Consider the following 17,434-nt stretch of genomic DNA (forward strand, 5'->3'; position numbering starts at 1 on the left):
CAGGCGTGGGGCCGACATGGCGGAGCAGCACGGGGCAGGTGTCATCGTGAGGGGGACGAATGACGCTGGGTAACATCGGCGGCTATGAGCTAGTCCGACCGCTCGGGTCGGGCGGCATGGGCGACGTGTTCTTCGCCGTGTCGCCGACCGCCGACCGTGTCGCGCTCAAGGTGATCAAGCAGCACCTCGTTGAGGAGCCGACGGTTCGGGATCGGTTCGCTGCGGAGGTCGACAGCCTCAAGCTGGTCTTCGGCTCGCGGGTGGCTCGCCTCGAGAACGCCGACCCTTTCGCGAACCCGGCCTGGCTCGCTGTCGAGTACGTCCCCGGCGCCACGCTGCGCCAGCACGTCGACGCCCGTGGCCCGCTCACGCTGCCGGTGGCCGCCATGGCCGGCGCGATGCTCGCCGACGGCCTGGCCAAGGTGCACCAGGTCGGGCTCCTGCACCGCGACCTCAAGCCGCAGAACATCATCCTCGGCCCGGACGGCCCGAAGCTCATCGACTTCGGTTTGGCGGTGCTGGTCGACCGCGAGCACTACCTGACCGAAGCCGGGGCTCTCGTCGGCACGCCCGCCTACATGTCTCCCGAGCAGGTCCGCGGCGAGCGGGAGCTGACGCCCGCCGTCGACATCTACGGCCTTGCCGCGACACTCGTCTTCGCGCTCACCGGGCATGGCCTCTACCCGCCGACCAACTCCTGGAACCTGTTGCTGCGGATCACGGAGCCAAGCGACCTGCCCGACCTCTCCGGTGTGCCGGCTGAGCTGGCACCGTTGCTCGGCGCGATGCTGGCGTTCGACCCGACCTCCCGCCCCGGGCTGGACACCGTCCGCACGCGGCTGCTGGAAGTCGCCACGGCCACCAGCGGCAGGACGGCCCTCGAGCTGCGGCAAGAGGTCGCCGCGCTCACCTACGACGGAGACACGGAGCTGCTTGTTCCGCAGGGCCTCGAAGATCCAAAAGAGGAGCCCGAGGATCTGCCCGTCGTCGAGGAGCAGAGCACCGTGGAGGTGCCGGAGACGACGCCCACGAAGGTCGACCCCGTGGGGGCCCCCAATCCGCCTGTCGATGTCAGTTGGCTGGTCGACAAGATGCGCCGCCAGTACGCCCGCCGCTCGACCCTGTAGGAAGGCTCCACCCCATGACCACCTCCCAGGACGCCACCTTCGCCCCGGGCTCCCGCATCGTCGTCCGCGACGAGGAATGGCTGGTCCGCACCGTCAAGACCGGCACCGCGGACGGCACCATGATCAAAGCCGTCGGGGTCTCTGAGTTCGTGCAGGACGTCGAGGCGACCTTCTTCACCGCGCTGGACGAGATCCAGGCGATGCGCCCCGAGGAAACGATCCTGGTCCCGGACACCTCGTCCCGGTTCCGGCAGAGCCGGCTCTTCCTGGAAGCTGTGCTGCGGCGAACCCCGCTGCCCCGCACCGAGCGCGGCCTGGCCCTGGCCGACCGATTCCTGCTCGACCCGCTGACCTACCAGCAGCGCCCGGTCGAGCTGGCCCTGTCCGGCCTGCAGCCACGGATCCTGCTCGCCGACGTGGTCGGTCTCGGCAAGACCCTCGAGATCGGGCTGATCCTCGCCGAACTGATCCGCCGGGGCCGGGGCGACCGGATCCTGGTCGTCTCGCCGCAGCAGGTGCTCGAGCAGTTCCAGCGGGAGCTCTGGACCCGGTTCGCCATCCCGCTGGTGCGACTCGACTCGACCGGCATCCAGCGCATCCAGCAGGAGATCCCCGCCGGGAGAAACCCGTTCACCTACTTCAAGCGGGCCATCATCTCCGTCGACACGCTCAAGGACGCCGGCCAGTTCGGCCACCACCTCGACGCCACCACCTGGGACGTGGTCGTCATCGACGAGTCGCACAACCTCATCAACAAGGGCACCCAGCGCAACGAACTGGCCCGCCGGCTCGCCGCGAAGACCGACGCCCTGCTGCTGGCCAGCGCCACCCCGCACAACGGCAACAGGGAGTCCTTCGCCCAGCTGATCTCCCTGCTCGACCCGGCGGCCATCGCCAACGAGAAGGACTACGAGGCCAAGGACATCGCCCACCTCTACCTACGCCGCACGAAGATCAGCCCAGAGGTACGCGACCAGATCGGCGACCGGTGGGCCGACCGTGGCCCGTCCCAGGCGCTGCACTGCCAGGCCAGTGTGCTCGAGGAGCAGATCTTCGACGAGCTGACCGACGTGTGGCTGGCCGGCAAGTGGAGCGACGAGGCGATCACCGGTCAGCACCGGCTCTTCCCGTACACGCTGTTGAAGTCCTTCCTCTCCTCGCACCGTGCGCTGCACGAGACGGTGACCAACCGGCGGAAGAAGGCCACCGGCACCGAGCGGGTGGCCCTCGATCGGCTCGCGGAGCTGACCTCCGCGATGACCGACCGCGACTCCAGCAAGCTGCGGAAGCTGGTCGAGGAGCTGAAGAAGATCGGGGTCGGCAAGGGCAGCGACACCCGGGCGGTGGTCTTCTCCGAGCGGGTGCCGACCATCAAGTGGCTCGCCGAGGTCGTCCCCGGACTGCTCGGTCTCAAGCCGAACGCCGTCCGGGTCCTGCACGGCGGCATCGCCGACCAGGACGAGCAGAAGATCCTGCAGGAGTTCGAGCTGGCCGGCAGCGAGGTGCGGCTGCTGTTCACCGGTGACGTCGCCTCCGAGGGCGTGAACCTGCACCAGCAGTGCCACCACCTGATCCACTACGACATCCCGTGGAGCTTGATCCGGATCGAGCAGCGCAACGGCCGGATCGACCGCTACGGGCAGAAGCACCAGCCCCAGTTCCGCGCGCTCATCCTCACCTCCGACCGTGAGGACGCGAAGGACGACCGCACGGTCTCCGAGAAGCTCCTCGACCGCGAGGCGGTCGCCCACCGTAGCCTCGGCAGCGTCGAAGCCGCGACGGGCCTCTACGACGCCAAGGCCGAGGAGGACCGGCTGGTCCGAGACCTGCTCAACGGCAAGTCGGTGGACGAGTCCTATGAGGCCGCGCACGCCGAGATCGACGTGATGGCCGACCTCTTCGGCGACGTCGGCACCGCCCCCGTCGCGGCCGACGTCCCCCAGGCCCGGGTGCCGAAGCTCTTCGCCTCCACCCAGGATTTCGTCGACGCTGCCCTGTACGAGATCTACGAGGACCGGCCCGAGGACCACATCGACCTGCGTCGCGAGGATGAGCTGCTGACCTTCCTCGCCCCCGACGACCTGGTGCACCGGCTCACCGACCTGCCCCGCTCCTACCTCCGCGCGCACCGCGAAGGTGAGGACTTGCGGCTCAAGGTCACCTTCGACCGCAAGCTCGCCCAGCGCAAGCTCGACCAGGCCCGGCAGAGCAAGACGCCGATGTGGCCGGAGATCGCTTTCCTCAGCGATGTCCACCCGATGGTCGACTGGCTAGTCGACAAGGTCCTCATCCGCCTCGGCCGCCAGCAGGCTCCGGTGCTCACCGCCGACGTGACCGCACCGACCTACCTAATCCAAGGCGTCTACGCCAACCGCCTCGGCCAGCCGACCGTCGTTCAGTGGATGGCCGTCTCCGGCCTGCCCGCAGCGCCCGAGATTCGGCCCATGGACGAGGTGCTCCGGGAGGCCAACGTCGGCCCGTCGATGGTCAACCGCGCCGAGGCTGTCGCGCTCGAACCATTGAGGCAGCTCCTGCCGCAGGCCGTCGATGCTGCCCGGAATGACCTGGAGGGCAAGCGCGCCGAGTGGGCGGAGGCCAACGCCGAGCCGCTACGGAAGTATCGCCAGCAGTTGACGCACTTCCAGCAGGCCAGCCTCTTCGACGAGTTGCCGGCGCCGCATCGTGAAAAGCGCCGCCAGCGTGTCGACGCCACCATCCAGGAGCAGCACGACCTGCTCGACCGCTTGGAAACCGACGGCGACCCGCTGCTGCGGGTCCTCGCCGTCCTCGTACCGTCCCCGGAGAGTGCAGCATGAGTTTCGAGTCGCTGACCAACCGCGGCGAATACCTCTCCGCGCACTACCTCGCCGAGATCCTGCCCACCACTCTCAAGGGCGGTCTGCTAAAGCAGTGGTCCGAGGATGAGAAGGCCAACCGGGTCACACCCCGCGCCGGGCTGCGCGGCCTGCGCCGGCTCTACTTCGAGGCCAAGACCGAGCTGGCCGACGACGAGTTCTTCGACCCGGAGCGGCTGCGCAAGTTGCACCAGGACCTGTTGCGGGCACTCGGTTTCGAGCCGCAGCCGCAGACCATCACCGTCGAACGGGCCGGCCAGGAACACCAGATCAAGGTGGCTCACGCGGAGCTGACCACCGCGCACGGCATCGTGGCGCTCGACTGCGGCTGGGCCGTCGACACCGAGGCCGCCCAGGACCCGGACGACGCCGGCCGGCTGCTCGACCCGGTCACGCTGGCCGCGAACGAGACCATCGAGACCGGCGCGAAGCTCGCCTCCTGGCTGTTCGCCGCCGACAGCCCGAAGCCCCGCTACGTGCTCATCCTCAGCGGTGGCGTCATCACCCTCGCCGACCGCAGCGCCTGGGGCGAGGGCCGGTACCTCGCCGTGAGCCTTGACACCGCCTACGGCCGCAACGACGACAAGGAGTACGACGTCGTCGCCGCCCTCTTCGGCGCCGACTCGCTGCGGCCGCCCACCGAGGGCGGCTCTGAACCCCTCGCCGACCTGGTCGCCGGCTCCCGTCAGCACGCTGTCGGCGTCTCGAGCGAACTGCGCGAGGGCTTGAAGGTCTCCGTCGAGCTCATCGCCAACGAGGTCCTCGACCGCATCCGGCAGGCCGGCTACCAGCCGCAACAGGTAATGGACCTCGACGAGCTGGCCAAGGAGCTCGGCCGGGAAGCACTCCGCTACCTCTACCGGATCCTCTTCCTGCTCTACGCCGAGGCCCGACCCGAGCTCGGCGTGCTCCCGGTCAACGACCGCGAGTACGTCGAGGGCTACAGCCTTACTCGCATCGGCGACCTCGTCTCCCGCCGGCTTGCCCCCTCCGCCGAGGGCGGATTCCACCTGCACGAGTCGCTCGACCTTCTCTTCCGTATGGTCAACGAGGGCCACCGGCCCCGCGGTGGCGCGGAAGTCGACGACAAGGCCAGCGAGGGTGAGGGCCTCCGCTTCGAGCCGATGCGCTCGGACCTGTTCCTGCCGGAAAAGACCAAGCTCATCGGCCGTCTCATCGCCGAGCCCGGTAGCGATCCCGACGACCCCGACGGCCCGAAGATCGACACCCGGCTGCGCAACAAGGTCCTCTACCAGGTGCTGCGCCGGCTGATGCTCACCAAGGGCGCCAAGAAGCGCCGCGGCGGCTTCATCTCGTACGCCCAGCTCGGCATCAACCAGCTCGGCGCTGTCTACGAGGGCCTGATGTCGTACACCGGCTTCGTCGCCACCGAGCAGCTCTACGAGGTCGCCAAGAACGGCGACCCCAAGGACGGCTCGTGGATGATCCCGGCCTCCAAGGCCGAGGAGTACGAGGACAGCGTCTTCGTCTACAAGGAGGACCCGTACACGGGCGTGCGCAGCCGGGTCAGCTACGCCCCCGGCGCGTTCGTCTACCGGCTCGCCGGCCGGGACCGGCAGACCAGCGCCTCCTACTACACCCCCCAGTCGCTCACCGAGGTCACTGTCCAGCTCGCCCTGAAGTACCGCCTGGACCAAGGCGGCACCGTCACCAAGGCCCGTGAGCTGCTGAACTGGACAATCTGCGAGCCGGCGCTCGGCTCTGGTGCGTTCCTCAACGAGGCAATCAACCAGGTCGCCGCTGAATACCTGCGCCGTCGCCAGGAGGAGCTCGGCATCAGCCTCGACCCGGAGCAGTATCACCTCGAACTCCAGCGGGTAAAGGCGTATATCGCCCTCCACAACTGCTACGGCGTCGACCTCAACCGCACCGCCGTCGAGCTCGCCGAGGTGTCGCTCTGGCTCAACGTCATGCACGCAGGCCTCCGGGCGCCCTGGTTCGGCCTGCACCTCCAACGCGGTAACTCGCTCATCGGCGGCGGTCGGAAGCTCTACGGCCCGAAGCAGCTCGCTGACAAGTCCTGGCTGACCACAGCGCCGGCGGAGAAGCCGTTCCGGGACGGGGCGATCGACGACGGCACCATTCACCACTTCCTGCTGCCAGCCGACGGGTGGGGCGCAGTTGCGGGGGAGAAGGAAGCCCGCGAGCTGGCACCTGAGGAGACTGCCAAGCTCAAGGCATGGCGTGCGGCGATGAAGCGCGTCCCGTCCGGCAAGGGGAAGAACTCGCAGGTCAAGCGGTTGCAGGCGCTCGCCCGTCGGGTGGAGTTTCTCTGGGACCTGGTACAGCAGCGCCTCGCCATCTCGGAGCGGGAAATCCGCCGCGACATCAGAGTCTGGGAAGCTGAAGACCTGCCGCCGGTGACCGAGGCGGTGCCCCGGGAGAAGATCCTCGAAGACCTAACCGCGCCTGGCGCGCCGTACTGGCGGCTCAAGACATTGATGGACGTCTGGTGTGCGCTCTGGTTCTGGCCACTGGACAAGGTTGGCCTGCTGGATGGCTCAGATTCCGTGTATCCGACAGCGCCCGTCGAGGTCAGTCATGTCAAAGAACTGCCGGTGTACGACGAGGCACCGGCATACGAGACGGCGGACCTTTTCGGTCAGGTGGCGCCGCAGCAACCCAAGTTGCCGACCAAGCCGACCGGCTCCCGTAAGATGACGGTGGCGGAGCAGCTCCGTAAGCAGGTGTCGCTGGCCGACCTGGATGAATGGCTCACCTTTGCTGAGGCGCTGATCGGCCGCTCGGACATCCAGGCAGAGTCGCTGCTCAGCAACTTTTCGTCGCTGTCTCAGCTAGGCGAGTACGAGGACGTGCTCCCTGGTCTGCTGGGCATGGATGAGTCCTACCGGCTTGCCGACCGCTTCCCCTGGCTACAAACCGCTGAGACCATCGCCGAGCAGCAAGGTTTCTTCCACTGGGAACTCGCCTTCGCCCAAGCGTTCGCCATGGGTGGATTCGATCTGCAAGTCGGTAATCCTCCTTGGGTGCGTCCCCGTTGGGACGAGATGGGCGCACTTGCTGAGCGTGAGCCGTGGTTCGCGTTAGTGGGAAGCTCATCGATTGAGACGCTGCGTGGGCGGAAGATTGCGCTTCTCGCTGATGTGCCGGCTCGGCGCTACCTCCTTCATGAACTGGCTACGAACGCGGGAGTGGCAGCTGTCCTTGGGAGTGCAACGACATACCCTCTACTTTCCGGAACTCAGCCGGACTTGTATCGGGCTTTCATGTGCCAGGTCTGGGTGCATTTAACTCCGCCAGGTTCTGCCGGCCTGGTTCATCCCGACAGTCATTTCAATGGAGTGAACGAGGGCTTGCTTCGGGCAGCTTCCTATCGCCACCTCTGTTTGCATGGACATTTCCAAAATTCTCGGCTACTTTTTCCAGATATCGACTGGAGTCGTCAATATTCCGTAAATATCTACCGTTCCAAGGGTGAGATCAACTTCACTCATGCCAGTTGGCTATTCGACCCATCGGTTCTGATTCAATCTCTGTCGCACAGTGGCGAGGGCGCACTGCCGTCCATCAAGTTCGAGGGCTACTGGGACCTCCGGCCCCATCGCTCGCGCCTGATTCGGGTCGATCTACGACAGTTGGCTGTGTGGAACCGCCTCCGCGGGGACACCAAAACCCCGGTGGAGCAAACGCCGTTACTGTATCCGATCACTATCCAGGAAGAGCGCGCTATTGCATCATTGGCTGGGTTCAAGCAGCGTCTTGGCTCAATGGATCCCTGGATCAGTCGAGGATACGACGAATCTAATGGCAAGAAGGATGGGCTCATAGCCGAGAGGTTCGAAGAGCCGGGGGATTGGAAGGATGTCATCCTTCGCGGTCCACAGTTCTCTATCGCAACGCCCTTTGCCAAGCGACCCCCGTACACTGGTCGTTATGACCCCCCGTTCAATCTAGAAATTCTCGACACCGACACCGTTCCCTCGACCGACTACGTCAGAGCCTGCTCCATTGAGCGCTTCACTCAGGCCCAAGATGTCTGGGATGGTCGGCGCTATGCCGAGTATTTCCGGGTTGCTTGGCGGGAAATGATTCCGCTCAACACGGAGCGAAGCTTATTTGTTGCAATCGTTCCGCCTGGACCGACGCATATCAGTGCAGTCCGGACCATGGCGGTCAGGGATGTCAGGTCGACCGCTCTTGTCGCGGGATTCTGGTCTGCACTGCCAGTAGATTATGTTCTGCGCGTCATGGGTCGGGCTCATCTCAAGAATGCGGACGCGTTGGTATTGCCCGCTCCGGAGCCTACTCACCCCCTCTCTGGGTCGCTGTTGCTGAGGGCGCTGCGGCTCAACTGCCTAACCTCGGCTTACGCGAACCTCTGGGAAGAACTGTTCGACCCCTCGTGGACCGCCGGGGCTGGCTGGGCGACGCGTTGGCCTGGGCAAAAGCCCTTGAGTAATGTAGATGGGGTTTGGGGGTTCCACACACCTTTGAGGACGGAACGCGAGCGGCGATCGGCACTAGTAGAAATCGATGCCCTCGTTTCGGTCTGGCTGGGGATCGAAGTTGACGAACTGATTGCCATCTATGGTTCGCGATTCCCTCAGTTGGTGGACTATGAAGCAGCCACCTGGTTCGATGCAAAAGGTCGTAAGATAGCGGCTGACCGCAATTCTTTCGGTCAGGGCCAGACGAAAGAGCACTATCAGCAACTGATGGCGTACCTCGACGATTCGGAGCGGAGCCCGCTGCCGGAGGGGTATACCGCACCGTTCTATAAGGCTGACCGAGAGAACGAGTACCGCCAAGCGCACGCGGTTTTCAGCAAGCGCCTGCAGGATGCCATTGACGCGGGGTGGCAGCCGTCATGAGACCCACGATCGCCGCCGAGACCCTGCGCCGGACCCTCACCCAGTACCTGACCACCACCTTCGGTCTGACCGAGGAGGGCGTACGCCAAGGCCTGGAGGGTTTCCTGTCCCACCCGGAGCAGGGCATCTTCCGCGGGCCATACCTGCGGATCCGCACCCCCTTCCGCCCGGCGGAGGGAAACTGGCGAGGGTGCCTGGACTGGGCGCCGGCCGGCTTCACCCCCTACCTGCACCAGGCGAAGGCGTTCGCCCGGCTGTCGACCATGGGTAAGGCGGCCGAGCCGACCCTGATCACCACCGGCACCGGTTCCGGCAAGACCGAGTCGTTCCTGATCCCGGTGCTCGACCACTGCCGCCGCCAGCGGCAGCAGGGGAAGGCCGGCACCAAGGCGATCCTGCTCTACCCGATGAACGCGCTAGCGACAGACCAGACGCAGCGCATCAACGAGTTACTTTCCGACCCGGCGCTCAGCGGGGTTACCGCTGGCCTCTACATCGGCGACGTCGCGGCCATCGAGTACCAGCACGTAATGACCAGGCGATCGGAGATGCGCCGGACCCCGCCGGACATCCTAATCACTAACTACAAGATGCTGGACCTGCTGCTTCAGCGCGCCGACGACCTTCCGCTCTGGGAGGGAGCCGATCCGGCGTACGTAGTGCTGGACGAGTTCCACACCTACGACGGTGCGCAGGGCACGGACGTCGCGATGCTGCTGCGCCGACTCGCGGCTGCGCTCGGCCTCTCCGAGCCGGACCGGCCGTTGGGCCCGATCTGTCCGGTCGCCACCTCCGCCACCCTCGGCGAGGGCGGCGGCCGGGACGGCCGTACGGCCATCCGTGAGGTCGCGGAGCAGGTCTTCGGCGTCCCTTTCGACGCCGAGTCGTTGGTGGGGGAGGACCGCTACGAGCCGGGCGAGTTCATGGTCCACCAAGATTTCAGCTTGCCGCTGCCCAGCCCTGAGCAGCTCTCCGCCGTCGACGGCCGGGACCCCGAGCGGATGATGACCGAGGTCGCCGAGCTGGTAGTGGGTGAGCCGTGCATCGACAACCCGGCCCGCCTCGGTGCGCTGCTGCGCCGGCACCCGCTGACCAAGGCGGTACTCGACTCGCTGCAGGCCCGACCGTGCACCCTCGACGAGATCATCGAGGTTCTGCCTCGGAAGAACGCCACCGGCTGGGGCAGCGCCATGAAGACCCGCCCCGAGGTCACCGCTAAGGCCCTCGCCCGATTCGTCGGCCTGCTCTCGATGGCACAGAACCCGGAGGCACCGGGCCGCCCGCTGCTCAACATCGAAACCCACCTGTGGGTACGAGCCGTCTCCCGGCTGCTGCGCGGCACCTCCCACCAGCCCGCCTTCGGCTGGTACGGCGAACCGCCCCGGGAGCTCGACCCTTACGCGCCCGATGCCGATGTCGTGGTCGCCGACAACCGCTACCCACGCCTGCCCGCCATCTATTGCCGGCACTGCGGCCGCTCCGGCTGGATGGCCCTGTCGCCGGAGAAGGACCCGCAGGAACTGGAGACCGACCCGGACAAGATCTACCGGGCCAGCGTCGGCCGGGACAAGCGCCGCGTCCGCGCGCTGATCACCGCGACCGACGACGAGATCCGACAGCGCTCCGGCGGCCTGCTGGTCCTGGAGTACGGCCGGCGGGTGCGCCCCTTCGACGAGCAGCGGGATCGCAAGCCGAGTGAGGACGCGATCGTCGTGCTCGGCGACATCCTCGCCATCGACGCGGCCGAGAAGGACCGGTGCCCGTCCTGCCAGATGGACCACGGCATCCGCTTCCTCGGCGCCGGCCTGGCCACCCTCGCCTCGGTGGCGATCACCCAGCTCTTCACCGGCGGCGAGCTGGACGAGCGCGAGAAGAAGACGCTGCTCTTTAACGACTCCGTGCAGGACGCCGCGCACCGCGCGGGCTTCGTCGCCAACCGCTCGTACGCCTTCTCTCTGCGCTCCCTGCTTGCCAGCCGGTTGCACCCGGGGCAGCCGGTCGGGCTGGACGATCTTTTCGCCGAGATGATCGAGGCGGCGGCGCGGCCGGAGATCCTCTCCACCGTGGTTCCGCCGGACCTGCACGACCAGCCGGGGGTCGACGCCCTGCTCGCGGGAGAGCACACCGGCAGCCGGGAGACCTGGTCGCTGATCAGCGAGCGGCTCGTGTTCGCCACCGTGATGGAGGTCGGGCTGCGCTCCCGCCAGGGGCGCACGCTGGAGCTGACCCGCAGCGTCGGCGTCGAGGTTGCCCTCGATGATCCCGCGAAGGCCGCCGCGATCTGCCGGGACGTACACCTGACCGGTCCTTGGCAGCTCGGCGGCACGCCGCCCGACGACGCCCGTTATCTTGCCTTCCTTCGGGGCCTGCTGGAGCGGCTGCGGACCCGCGGCGCGGTCTACCACGAGTGGCTGGTGCCGTACCTGAAGCGGGGCGGCACCCGGTGGCAGGTGTGGGGCGGTCGTCCGGCCGGCATGCCCGCCTTCCCGAGGGGGGTCTCCGCGCCTGCGTTCTTGCTCGCGATGGCGAAGTCCCGCTCCGAATTCGACGCGATCACCGCCCGCGGCAACTGGTACCAGGACTGGACCTTCCGCTGCCTGGGCCTGGACCTCGGCGACGCCGGTAGTTACCTCAGCCGGCTGCTGCCGGCCCTGGCCGCCGCCGGCATCGTCGCCGCCGGCGACACAGAGGACAACAACCAGGTGTACGGGCTGATGCCCGGCCACCTGCGGGTCACCCGGCTTGACGACACCGCCGCCGTGCTGGCCGGCGTTGGTTGCGACACCTGCCACTGGCAGCAGACCGAGCATCCCGACCGGGTTGCTGACTGGGTCGGCCAGCCCTGCCGGCAGTACCGCTGCCGAGGCCGGCTGCAGCCCGCCCACGACGACACCGCACCCGACGACTACTACCGGCGGCTCTACCTGGAGGGCGACGTCTTCCGAGTGGTGACCGGCGAACACACCGGCATGCTCACCCGTGTCCAGCGGGAAACCGTCGAGCAGCAGTTCCGCGAAGGGCAGCGCTACACCGATCCGAACGTCCTCTCCTGCACGCCCACCCTGGAGATGGGCATCGACATCGGCGCGCTCTCCGCAGTCGTGCTGGCGTCGCTCCCGCAGGGGCCGGCCAACTACGTGCAGCGAGCCGGCCGGGCCGGCCGCAAGAGCGGCAACGCGCTCGTCCTCACCCTGGTCGGCCGCAGCGAGCGGGACCGCTACTACCTGACCGAGCCGAGGGACATGATCGCGGGACAGATCGTGCCACCCGGTTGTTTCCTCTCCGCCGTGGAGATCCTGCGCCGGCAGTACCTGGCGCACCTGATCGACCTGGCCGCGCGCAACCGGCTGCCCGGAGTCCTGCCCATGCCCCGGCGGGCGCACGTCCTCTTCGGCCCGAGCGGCTGGCTCACCAACCTCGCCGAAGCCGGCCGGCGCGACGGGGCCCGGCTGGTAAAGGACTTCCTGACGCTGTTCGGTGACAAGGTCCTGCGGGCCGCCGCCGACCAGCTTCGAGAGTTCGCGGTGGACGGCATCGTGCACCGGGTGAAGGAGGCCGACGAGACCTGGGAGGAACGGCTGGCCGACCTGCGCCGCCGTCTCCAGGAGATCGCCAAGGCCCGCGGCACCCTGGTGCCCAGCGACCCGGACCACGCCCGCGAGATCAAGATGCTCAAGGCGGAGGAAGCCGCGGTCCGCCGCCGGCTGCGGGAGGTCAGCGCCGCCGCCGCCCACGGCACCCTGGTCGAGTTCGGGCTGCTGCCGAACTACGCGCTCATCGACAGCCGCACCGACCTCGAAGCCACCCTGACCTGGGAGGAGCAGACTGACGGCGACCGCCGGTTCCACAGCGAACTGCGCGAGTACGCCCGCCCCGCCCGCCCGGCCCTCGTCGAGATCGCCCCCGGCAACAGCTACTACGTGCGCGGCTACAAGCACGAGATCTCCGGCCTCGACATCGGGCCGGCCGACCGGCCCGCATACGAGCAGTGGCGGGTCTGCGCCCAGTGCGGGTACGTGCGCACCCACCTGGCCAAGGAGGACACCAGCCCGTGCCCGCGCTGCGAGGACGGGGGTATCGCCGACCACGGCCGGCTGTTCCAGGTGCTCCAGCCGACGCGGGTCTACAGCCGGGACAAGCGCGACGACGCCCGGATCCGGGACGACAGCGACGACCGGGACCGCCGCTTTTATGCCACCAGCGTCGCGGTCGACATCGACCCCGCCAAGGTCGAGTCGTCGTGGCGGCACGCCCGCGACACCTTCGGCGTCGATTACAGCCGGCATGCGATGATCCGCCACTTCAACCTCGGCGCCCAGCGCTACGACCGGGCCGCCGAACTCTTCGCCGGCGACGAGGTGCGGATCAACCGATTCCACACCTGCACCTCATGCGGTGGCACCACGGTGGATGGCGCTCCGGCGGCCAGCCAGCAGCTCGCCGCGCAGGCCTCCGGCACGACCGTCGTCCAAGGCGCGGAGCATCACCTGCCCTGGTGCCCGTACCGGCGGTCCGCGGCCGGTCCGGACAGCCACGTGGACCTGATCCTGGCCCACGAGCTGGAGACCGAAGCGTTGCGCATCCTCATTCCGGCGGCTACCGCGATGGTGCAGGAGCGGCTGCTGTCCTTCGCCGCCGCGATCCGGCTCGGCATCGCGGCCCAGTACGGCGGCGAGCCGGCCCACCTGCAGGCTGTCCCGGCCACGATGCCCGACGGGCACAGCGAGGGCACCCGCAACTTCGTGGTCGTCTACGACACCCAGCCGCAGGGCACGGGATATCTGCACCGTCTCGCCAAGCCGGACGAGTTCCGGGCGGTTCTCGAGCTTGCCCGGCAGCGCATCGCAGACTGCGACTGCCGGCACGAGGCCAAGCCCGTGTGCCACCGCTGCCTCCTGCGCTACGCGCGCAACGAGCATTTCGCCTTCATGAGCAGGAGTGAGGCGCTGAACATGCTCGACAAGCTCCTCGACAGTTGGGACGTCGAGGAGGGCACCCGCACCGACGAGATCTCGCTGATCCACCAGGTGGAGAGCGAGCTGGAGCTGCAGTTCCTGACCAAGCTGCTGGCCCTCGGCGAGACGCCGGGCTCCGCGCTGCGCATCGACCGGCGTACGGATCACGACGGCGCCCGGATCGCCGACCTGAGATTCATCAGGGACGGCGGGCAGAGCGTCACGCACTGGCAGATGAAGCTGCAGAACACGGTCAAGGGCACCCGGCCCGACGTGCACTTCAAGCGCCTCGATGCGCCGGCGCCGGAGGTAGCGGTCTACCTCGACGGGTTCAAGTACCACGCCTCTTCGCAGTACAACCGCCTCGCCGACGACGCCGAGAAGCGCGCCCGACTGCGTGCTCACGGCTACCTGGTCTTCGCCGCCACGTGGGACGACGTCAAGACCTGGGGGAGCGCTGAAGGGCAGGGGCGCTGGACGCCGTACGGCGGGGTCTGCAAGCAGACGGCGCGGGAACGGTATCGGCAGTTCCTCCCCGGTGCGGACCCGGACGAGCTGGAGGAGGCGATCTGGACCAACCCGATCGAGCAGCTGATGCGGTTCCTCGCTGACCCCGATCTTGTCCGCTGGCAGCGCCGAGCGGAGGCGACCCTCGCGGGCATGCTCAAGCAGGCCCGCGACAACAGCCCCACCGACTCTGCTGGTGTCGGTGAGCGGTTGCTCGCCTCGCTGCGCGGCGAGCCGCTGCCTGCGCCCTCCCCGCAACGCCACATCATCGTGGGTCGTGCTCGTGACAACGCGGATTGTCCCGTGACAGTGGTCGTGGACAGCCGGAGCAAGCCTCTGCCAACGTGGTCGGCGCTCACCGTTGTCGACGATCTGCCGGCCGCGGTTGCCGGCGAGGGGCACAAGGAGCGTTGGGCGGCCTGGCTCGCCTGGGGCAACGTCATCCAGTTCCTCGCCAACGGCGGCGGTGACGCCGGCCAGCTCGCGGTCTCCACCCTAGGCGCCTTCGATCCCGCGTCGATGGCGGTCACCGAAGGCACGGGACTGGTGTTGGCCCAGCGGGCGCTGCCGCTGGACGAGGAAACCGCCACCTGGCTCGGCGTCGCGCCGCAGCAGGTGTCGACCGAGCCGGAGCCGGTCGACGACGAGTCGCCGTGGCACGAGGTACTGCAGTACATGGACCGTGACGAGACCACGCTGGAGCTTCTCGTCCAGCAGCTCGCGCGGCAGAACCTGCCCGCACCGGTCGTCGGCTACGAGCTGGGCGATCAGGCGTGGCCCGCCGAGCTCGCCTGGCCGGATCGGCGGATCGCCATCGTGCTCACCGGCCCGCCTGACGATCCGGAAACGGAAGATCGCGACCGGGCGTACGCCGCGGCGGGCTGGCACGCGCGGACCGCGCGGGAGTGGTCGATTGACGAGCTGGCGGCACAGCTCACGGGGACGAGTGGGGGAGAGAGCTGATGAACACCGGAGCCACCCTGCGGATGCTGGACCGCGCCGACAAGGAGGTCATGAAGCTCACCCGCGCGGACATCGGCGCGGTCTATGAGTTCATGCATAAGTTCCGGCACAACCCGGAGAATCCCGGCCTCAACCTGAAGGCGCTCAACGGCGACTCCCGGCTGATGTCCGCGCGGGTGAGCAAGGACTACCGTGCGCTGCTTCTCCACATCGCCGACCGGGACTATCTGCTCGTCGCGGTCAAGCATCGCGGCGAGGTGTACGACGACCTTTCCCGGTACGCGTACCGGATCAACCGGGTCACCGGTGGCATCGAAGTTGTCGACCTTGCGCCGGTCGGCGACAGCATCGTCGGTCGGGTCGTACCCCCGCCCGCCGACCCTGAGCCTGCCCAGAAGCCGCTGTTCGACGCGTACACCGACGCCCAACTTCTGGAACTGGGCGTCTCCGAGCCGCTGCTGCCGCAGATCCGGGAACTCACCACCGAGGCCGAACTGCTGGAGCTACTGGACCGGGCGCCGCAGCTCACCACTGATGTCCTGTTCGCGCTCTTCGACGGCACCCCCTACGACGAGGTGCTCCAGCAGGTCACCGACCCGGTACGTGCCGACGAGCCGGTCGACCCGGAGGACTTCGAAGCGGCGGTGCAACGCCCCGCCACACAGGTCACCTCCGACGACGAGGCGCTGCAGGCCATCATCGGCGAGGCCTTCGAGCGGTGGCAGATCTTCCTGCACCCCACCCAGCGCAAGCTCGTCGAGAAGAAGTACAACGGCCCCGCCCGGGTCGGCGGCGGTCCCGGCACCGGCAAGACCATCGTCGCGCTGCACCGGGTCGCCCATCTGGCCCGGCAACTGCCGCCCGGCACGGACAAGCCCATCCTGCTCACCACCTTCAACCGCAACCTCGCCGCCGACCTGCGGACCCGGCTGCTGGCCCTCGGCGGCCAGGAGCTGGTAGCGCGCGTCGACATCGTCAACATCGACCGCCTGGCCAGCCGGGTCGTGACCGAGGCGAAGGCGGGTGGTAGCCGGCGGGTCGTCGACGACAACCGGGTCTCCGAGCTGTGGAGCGAGTTCCTCCTCGAGACCGGCGAGTCCGGCTGGGACGCGGAGTTCCTGACCGCCGAGTGGACCCAGGTGATCCTCGGTCAGGTGCTCAACTCCCGGACCGACTACTTCAAGGCACGTCGCCCCAACCGAGGCCGCAGCCTGACCCGCGTCGAACGAGACCAAATCTGGCAGCTGACCGAGCGGTTCACCACCTGGCTCGAAAGTCGCGGGGTCTGGACCTGGCGCCAGGTGGCCCAGCGGGCAGCACGCCTGGAGATGGACCGCGCAGCCGCTTCCAGCGAGTCGTCCGGCGGTTTCTACCGCCCGCGCTACCGCCACATCGTGGTCGACGAGGCGCAGGACCTCAGTGCCGCCCACTGGAAGATGCTGCGCGCCATGGTCATCCCCGGGCCGGACGACATGTTCCTCACCGGCGACACCCACCAGCGCATCTACGACAACCACGTGACCCTGAGCAGCCTCGGCATCAACATCCGTGGCCGCTCGTCCCGCCTCACACTGAGCTACCGCACGACCCGTCAGATCCTCTCCGATGCTCTGCAGATCATGACCGGGGAGGTGTACGACGACTTGGACGGTGGCGAGGAGAACCTGGCCGGCTACCGTTCGCTGTTGCGGGGCGGCCGACCGGTGTTCCGGGGTGCGGCTACCTGGGCGCAGGAGCGGGACCTCATTGCCGAGCAGCTGCGGGGATGGGGCAACCCGACCGACGGCTCGGTGGCCATCTGCGTCCCCACGCGGGAACTTGCGGCGGACGTGATTAGCCGACTGGAAGCCGACGGACTCCCCGCCGTGGAGATCGGGCCCGACGGTCCGAAGCAGCCCGACGGCATCCACGTCGGCACCATGCACCGATTCAAGGGCCTTGAGTACCAGCGGATGATCATCGCGGCGGTCAGCGATGGCCTCGTGCCCCGGCAGATGATCAGCCGCTACCGGGACACCGATCCGAAGCGCTACCAGCGCGAGCGCCAACGGGACCGGTCCCTGCTGTTCGTGGCCGCCACCCGGCCCCGCGACGAGCTGGCAGTGTTCTGGCACGGCACGCCGAGCCCGTTCCTGACCGCCCGCCTCGTGCAGCGACAGCTAACGTAAGTGCCG

General features: G+C 67.8%; 5 protein-coding genes. All 5 read left to right on the forward strand.

The window, feature by feature from the left end; all coding sequences use genetic code 11:
• The first annotated feature begins 59 nt into the window (after window positions 1-59).
• The 5 genes from GA0070214_RS10700 to GA0070214_RS10720 are packed head-to-tail and all read left to right on the forward strand — an operon-like array spanning window position 60 to window position 17,428.
• Window positions 60-1,127: a serine/threonine-protein kinase gene (locus GA0070214_RS10700; protein WP_091261815.1), complete on the forward strand. Its 1,068-nt coding sequence runs from the start codon at window positions 60-62 to the stop codon at window positions 1,125-1,127.
• A 14-nt stretch (window positions 1,128-1,141) separates the two neighbouring features.
• Window positions 1,142-3,943, forward strand: coding sequence for a helicase-related protein (locus GA0070214_RS10705; protein WP_091261816.1), 2,802 nt, complete (start codon window positions 1,142-1,144; stop codon window positions 3,941-3,943).
• A complete protein-coding gene (locus tag GA0070214_RS10710) occupies window positions 3,940-8,835 on the forward strand; it encodes a restriction endonuclease (RefSeq protein WP_091261817.1) in 4,896 nt (1,631 codons plus the stop codon). Before GA0070214_RS10705 ends, GA0070214_RS10710 begins: the two co-directional genes overlap by 4 nt.
• On the forward strand, window positions 8,832-15,260 hold the full coding sequence (locus GA0070214_RS10715) for a DEAD/DEAH box helicase (RefSeq protein WP_091261818.1): 6,429 nt from the start codon (window positions 8,832-8,834) through the stop codon (window positions 15,258-15,260). The genes GA0070214_RS10710 and GA0070214_RS10715 overlap by 4 nt, the downstream gene beginning before the upstream one ends.
• The gene (locus GA0070214_RS10720) at window positions 15,260-17,428 is read left to right on the forward strand and encodes a UvrD-helicase domain-containing protein (RefSeq protein ID WP_091261819.1); all 2,169 of its coding nucleotides are present in this window, start codon (window positions 15,260-15,262) and stop codon (window positions 17,426-17,428) included. Before GA0070214_RS10715 ends, GA0070214_RS10720 begins: the two co-directional genes overlap by 1 nt.
• The last annotated feature ends 6 nt before the right edge of the window (window positions 17,429-17,434 follow it).

Origin of the sequence: Micromonospora chaiyaphumensis (assembly GCF_900091435.1) — a bacterium.
GTDB classification, from domain to species: domain Bacteria; phylum Actinomycetota; class Actinomycetes; order Mycobacteriales; family Micromonosporaceae; genus Micromonospora; species Micromonospora chaiyaphumensis.

Coding starts and splice junctions, on each gene's coding strand:
- GA0070214_RS10700 (WP_091261815.1), top strand. CDS start 60: ATGACGCTGGGTAACATCGGCGGCTATGAGCTAGTCCGACCGCTCGGG.
- GA0070214_RS10705 (WP_091261816.1), top strand. CDS start 1,142: ATGACCACCTCCCAGGACGCCACCTTCGCCCCGGGCTCCCGCATCGTC.
- GA0070214_RS10710 (WP_091261817.1), top strand. CDS start 3,940: ATGAGTTTCGAGTCGCTGACCAACCGCGGCGAATACCTCTCCGCGCAC.
- GA0070214_RS10715 (WP_091261818.1), top strand. CDS start 8,832: ATGAGACCCACGATCGCCGCCGAGACCCTGCGCCGGACCCTCACCCAG.
- GA0070214_RS10720 (WP_091261819.1), top strand. CDS start 15,260: ATGAACACCGGAGCCACCCTGCGGATGCTGGACCGCGCCGACAAGGAG.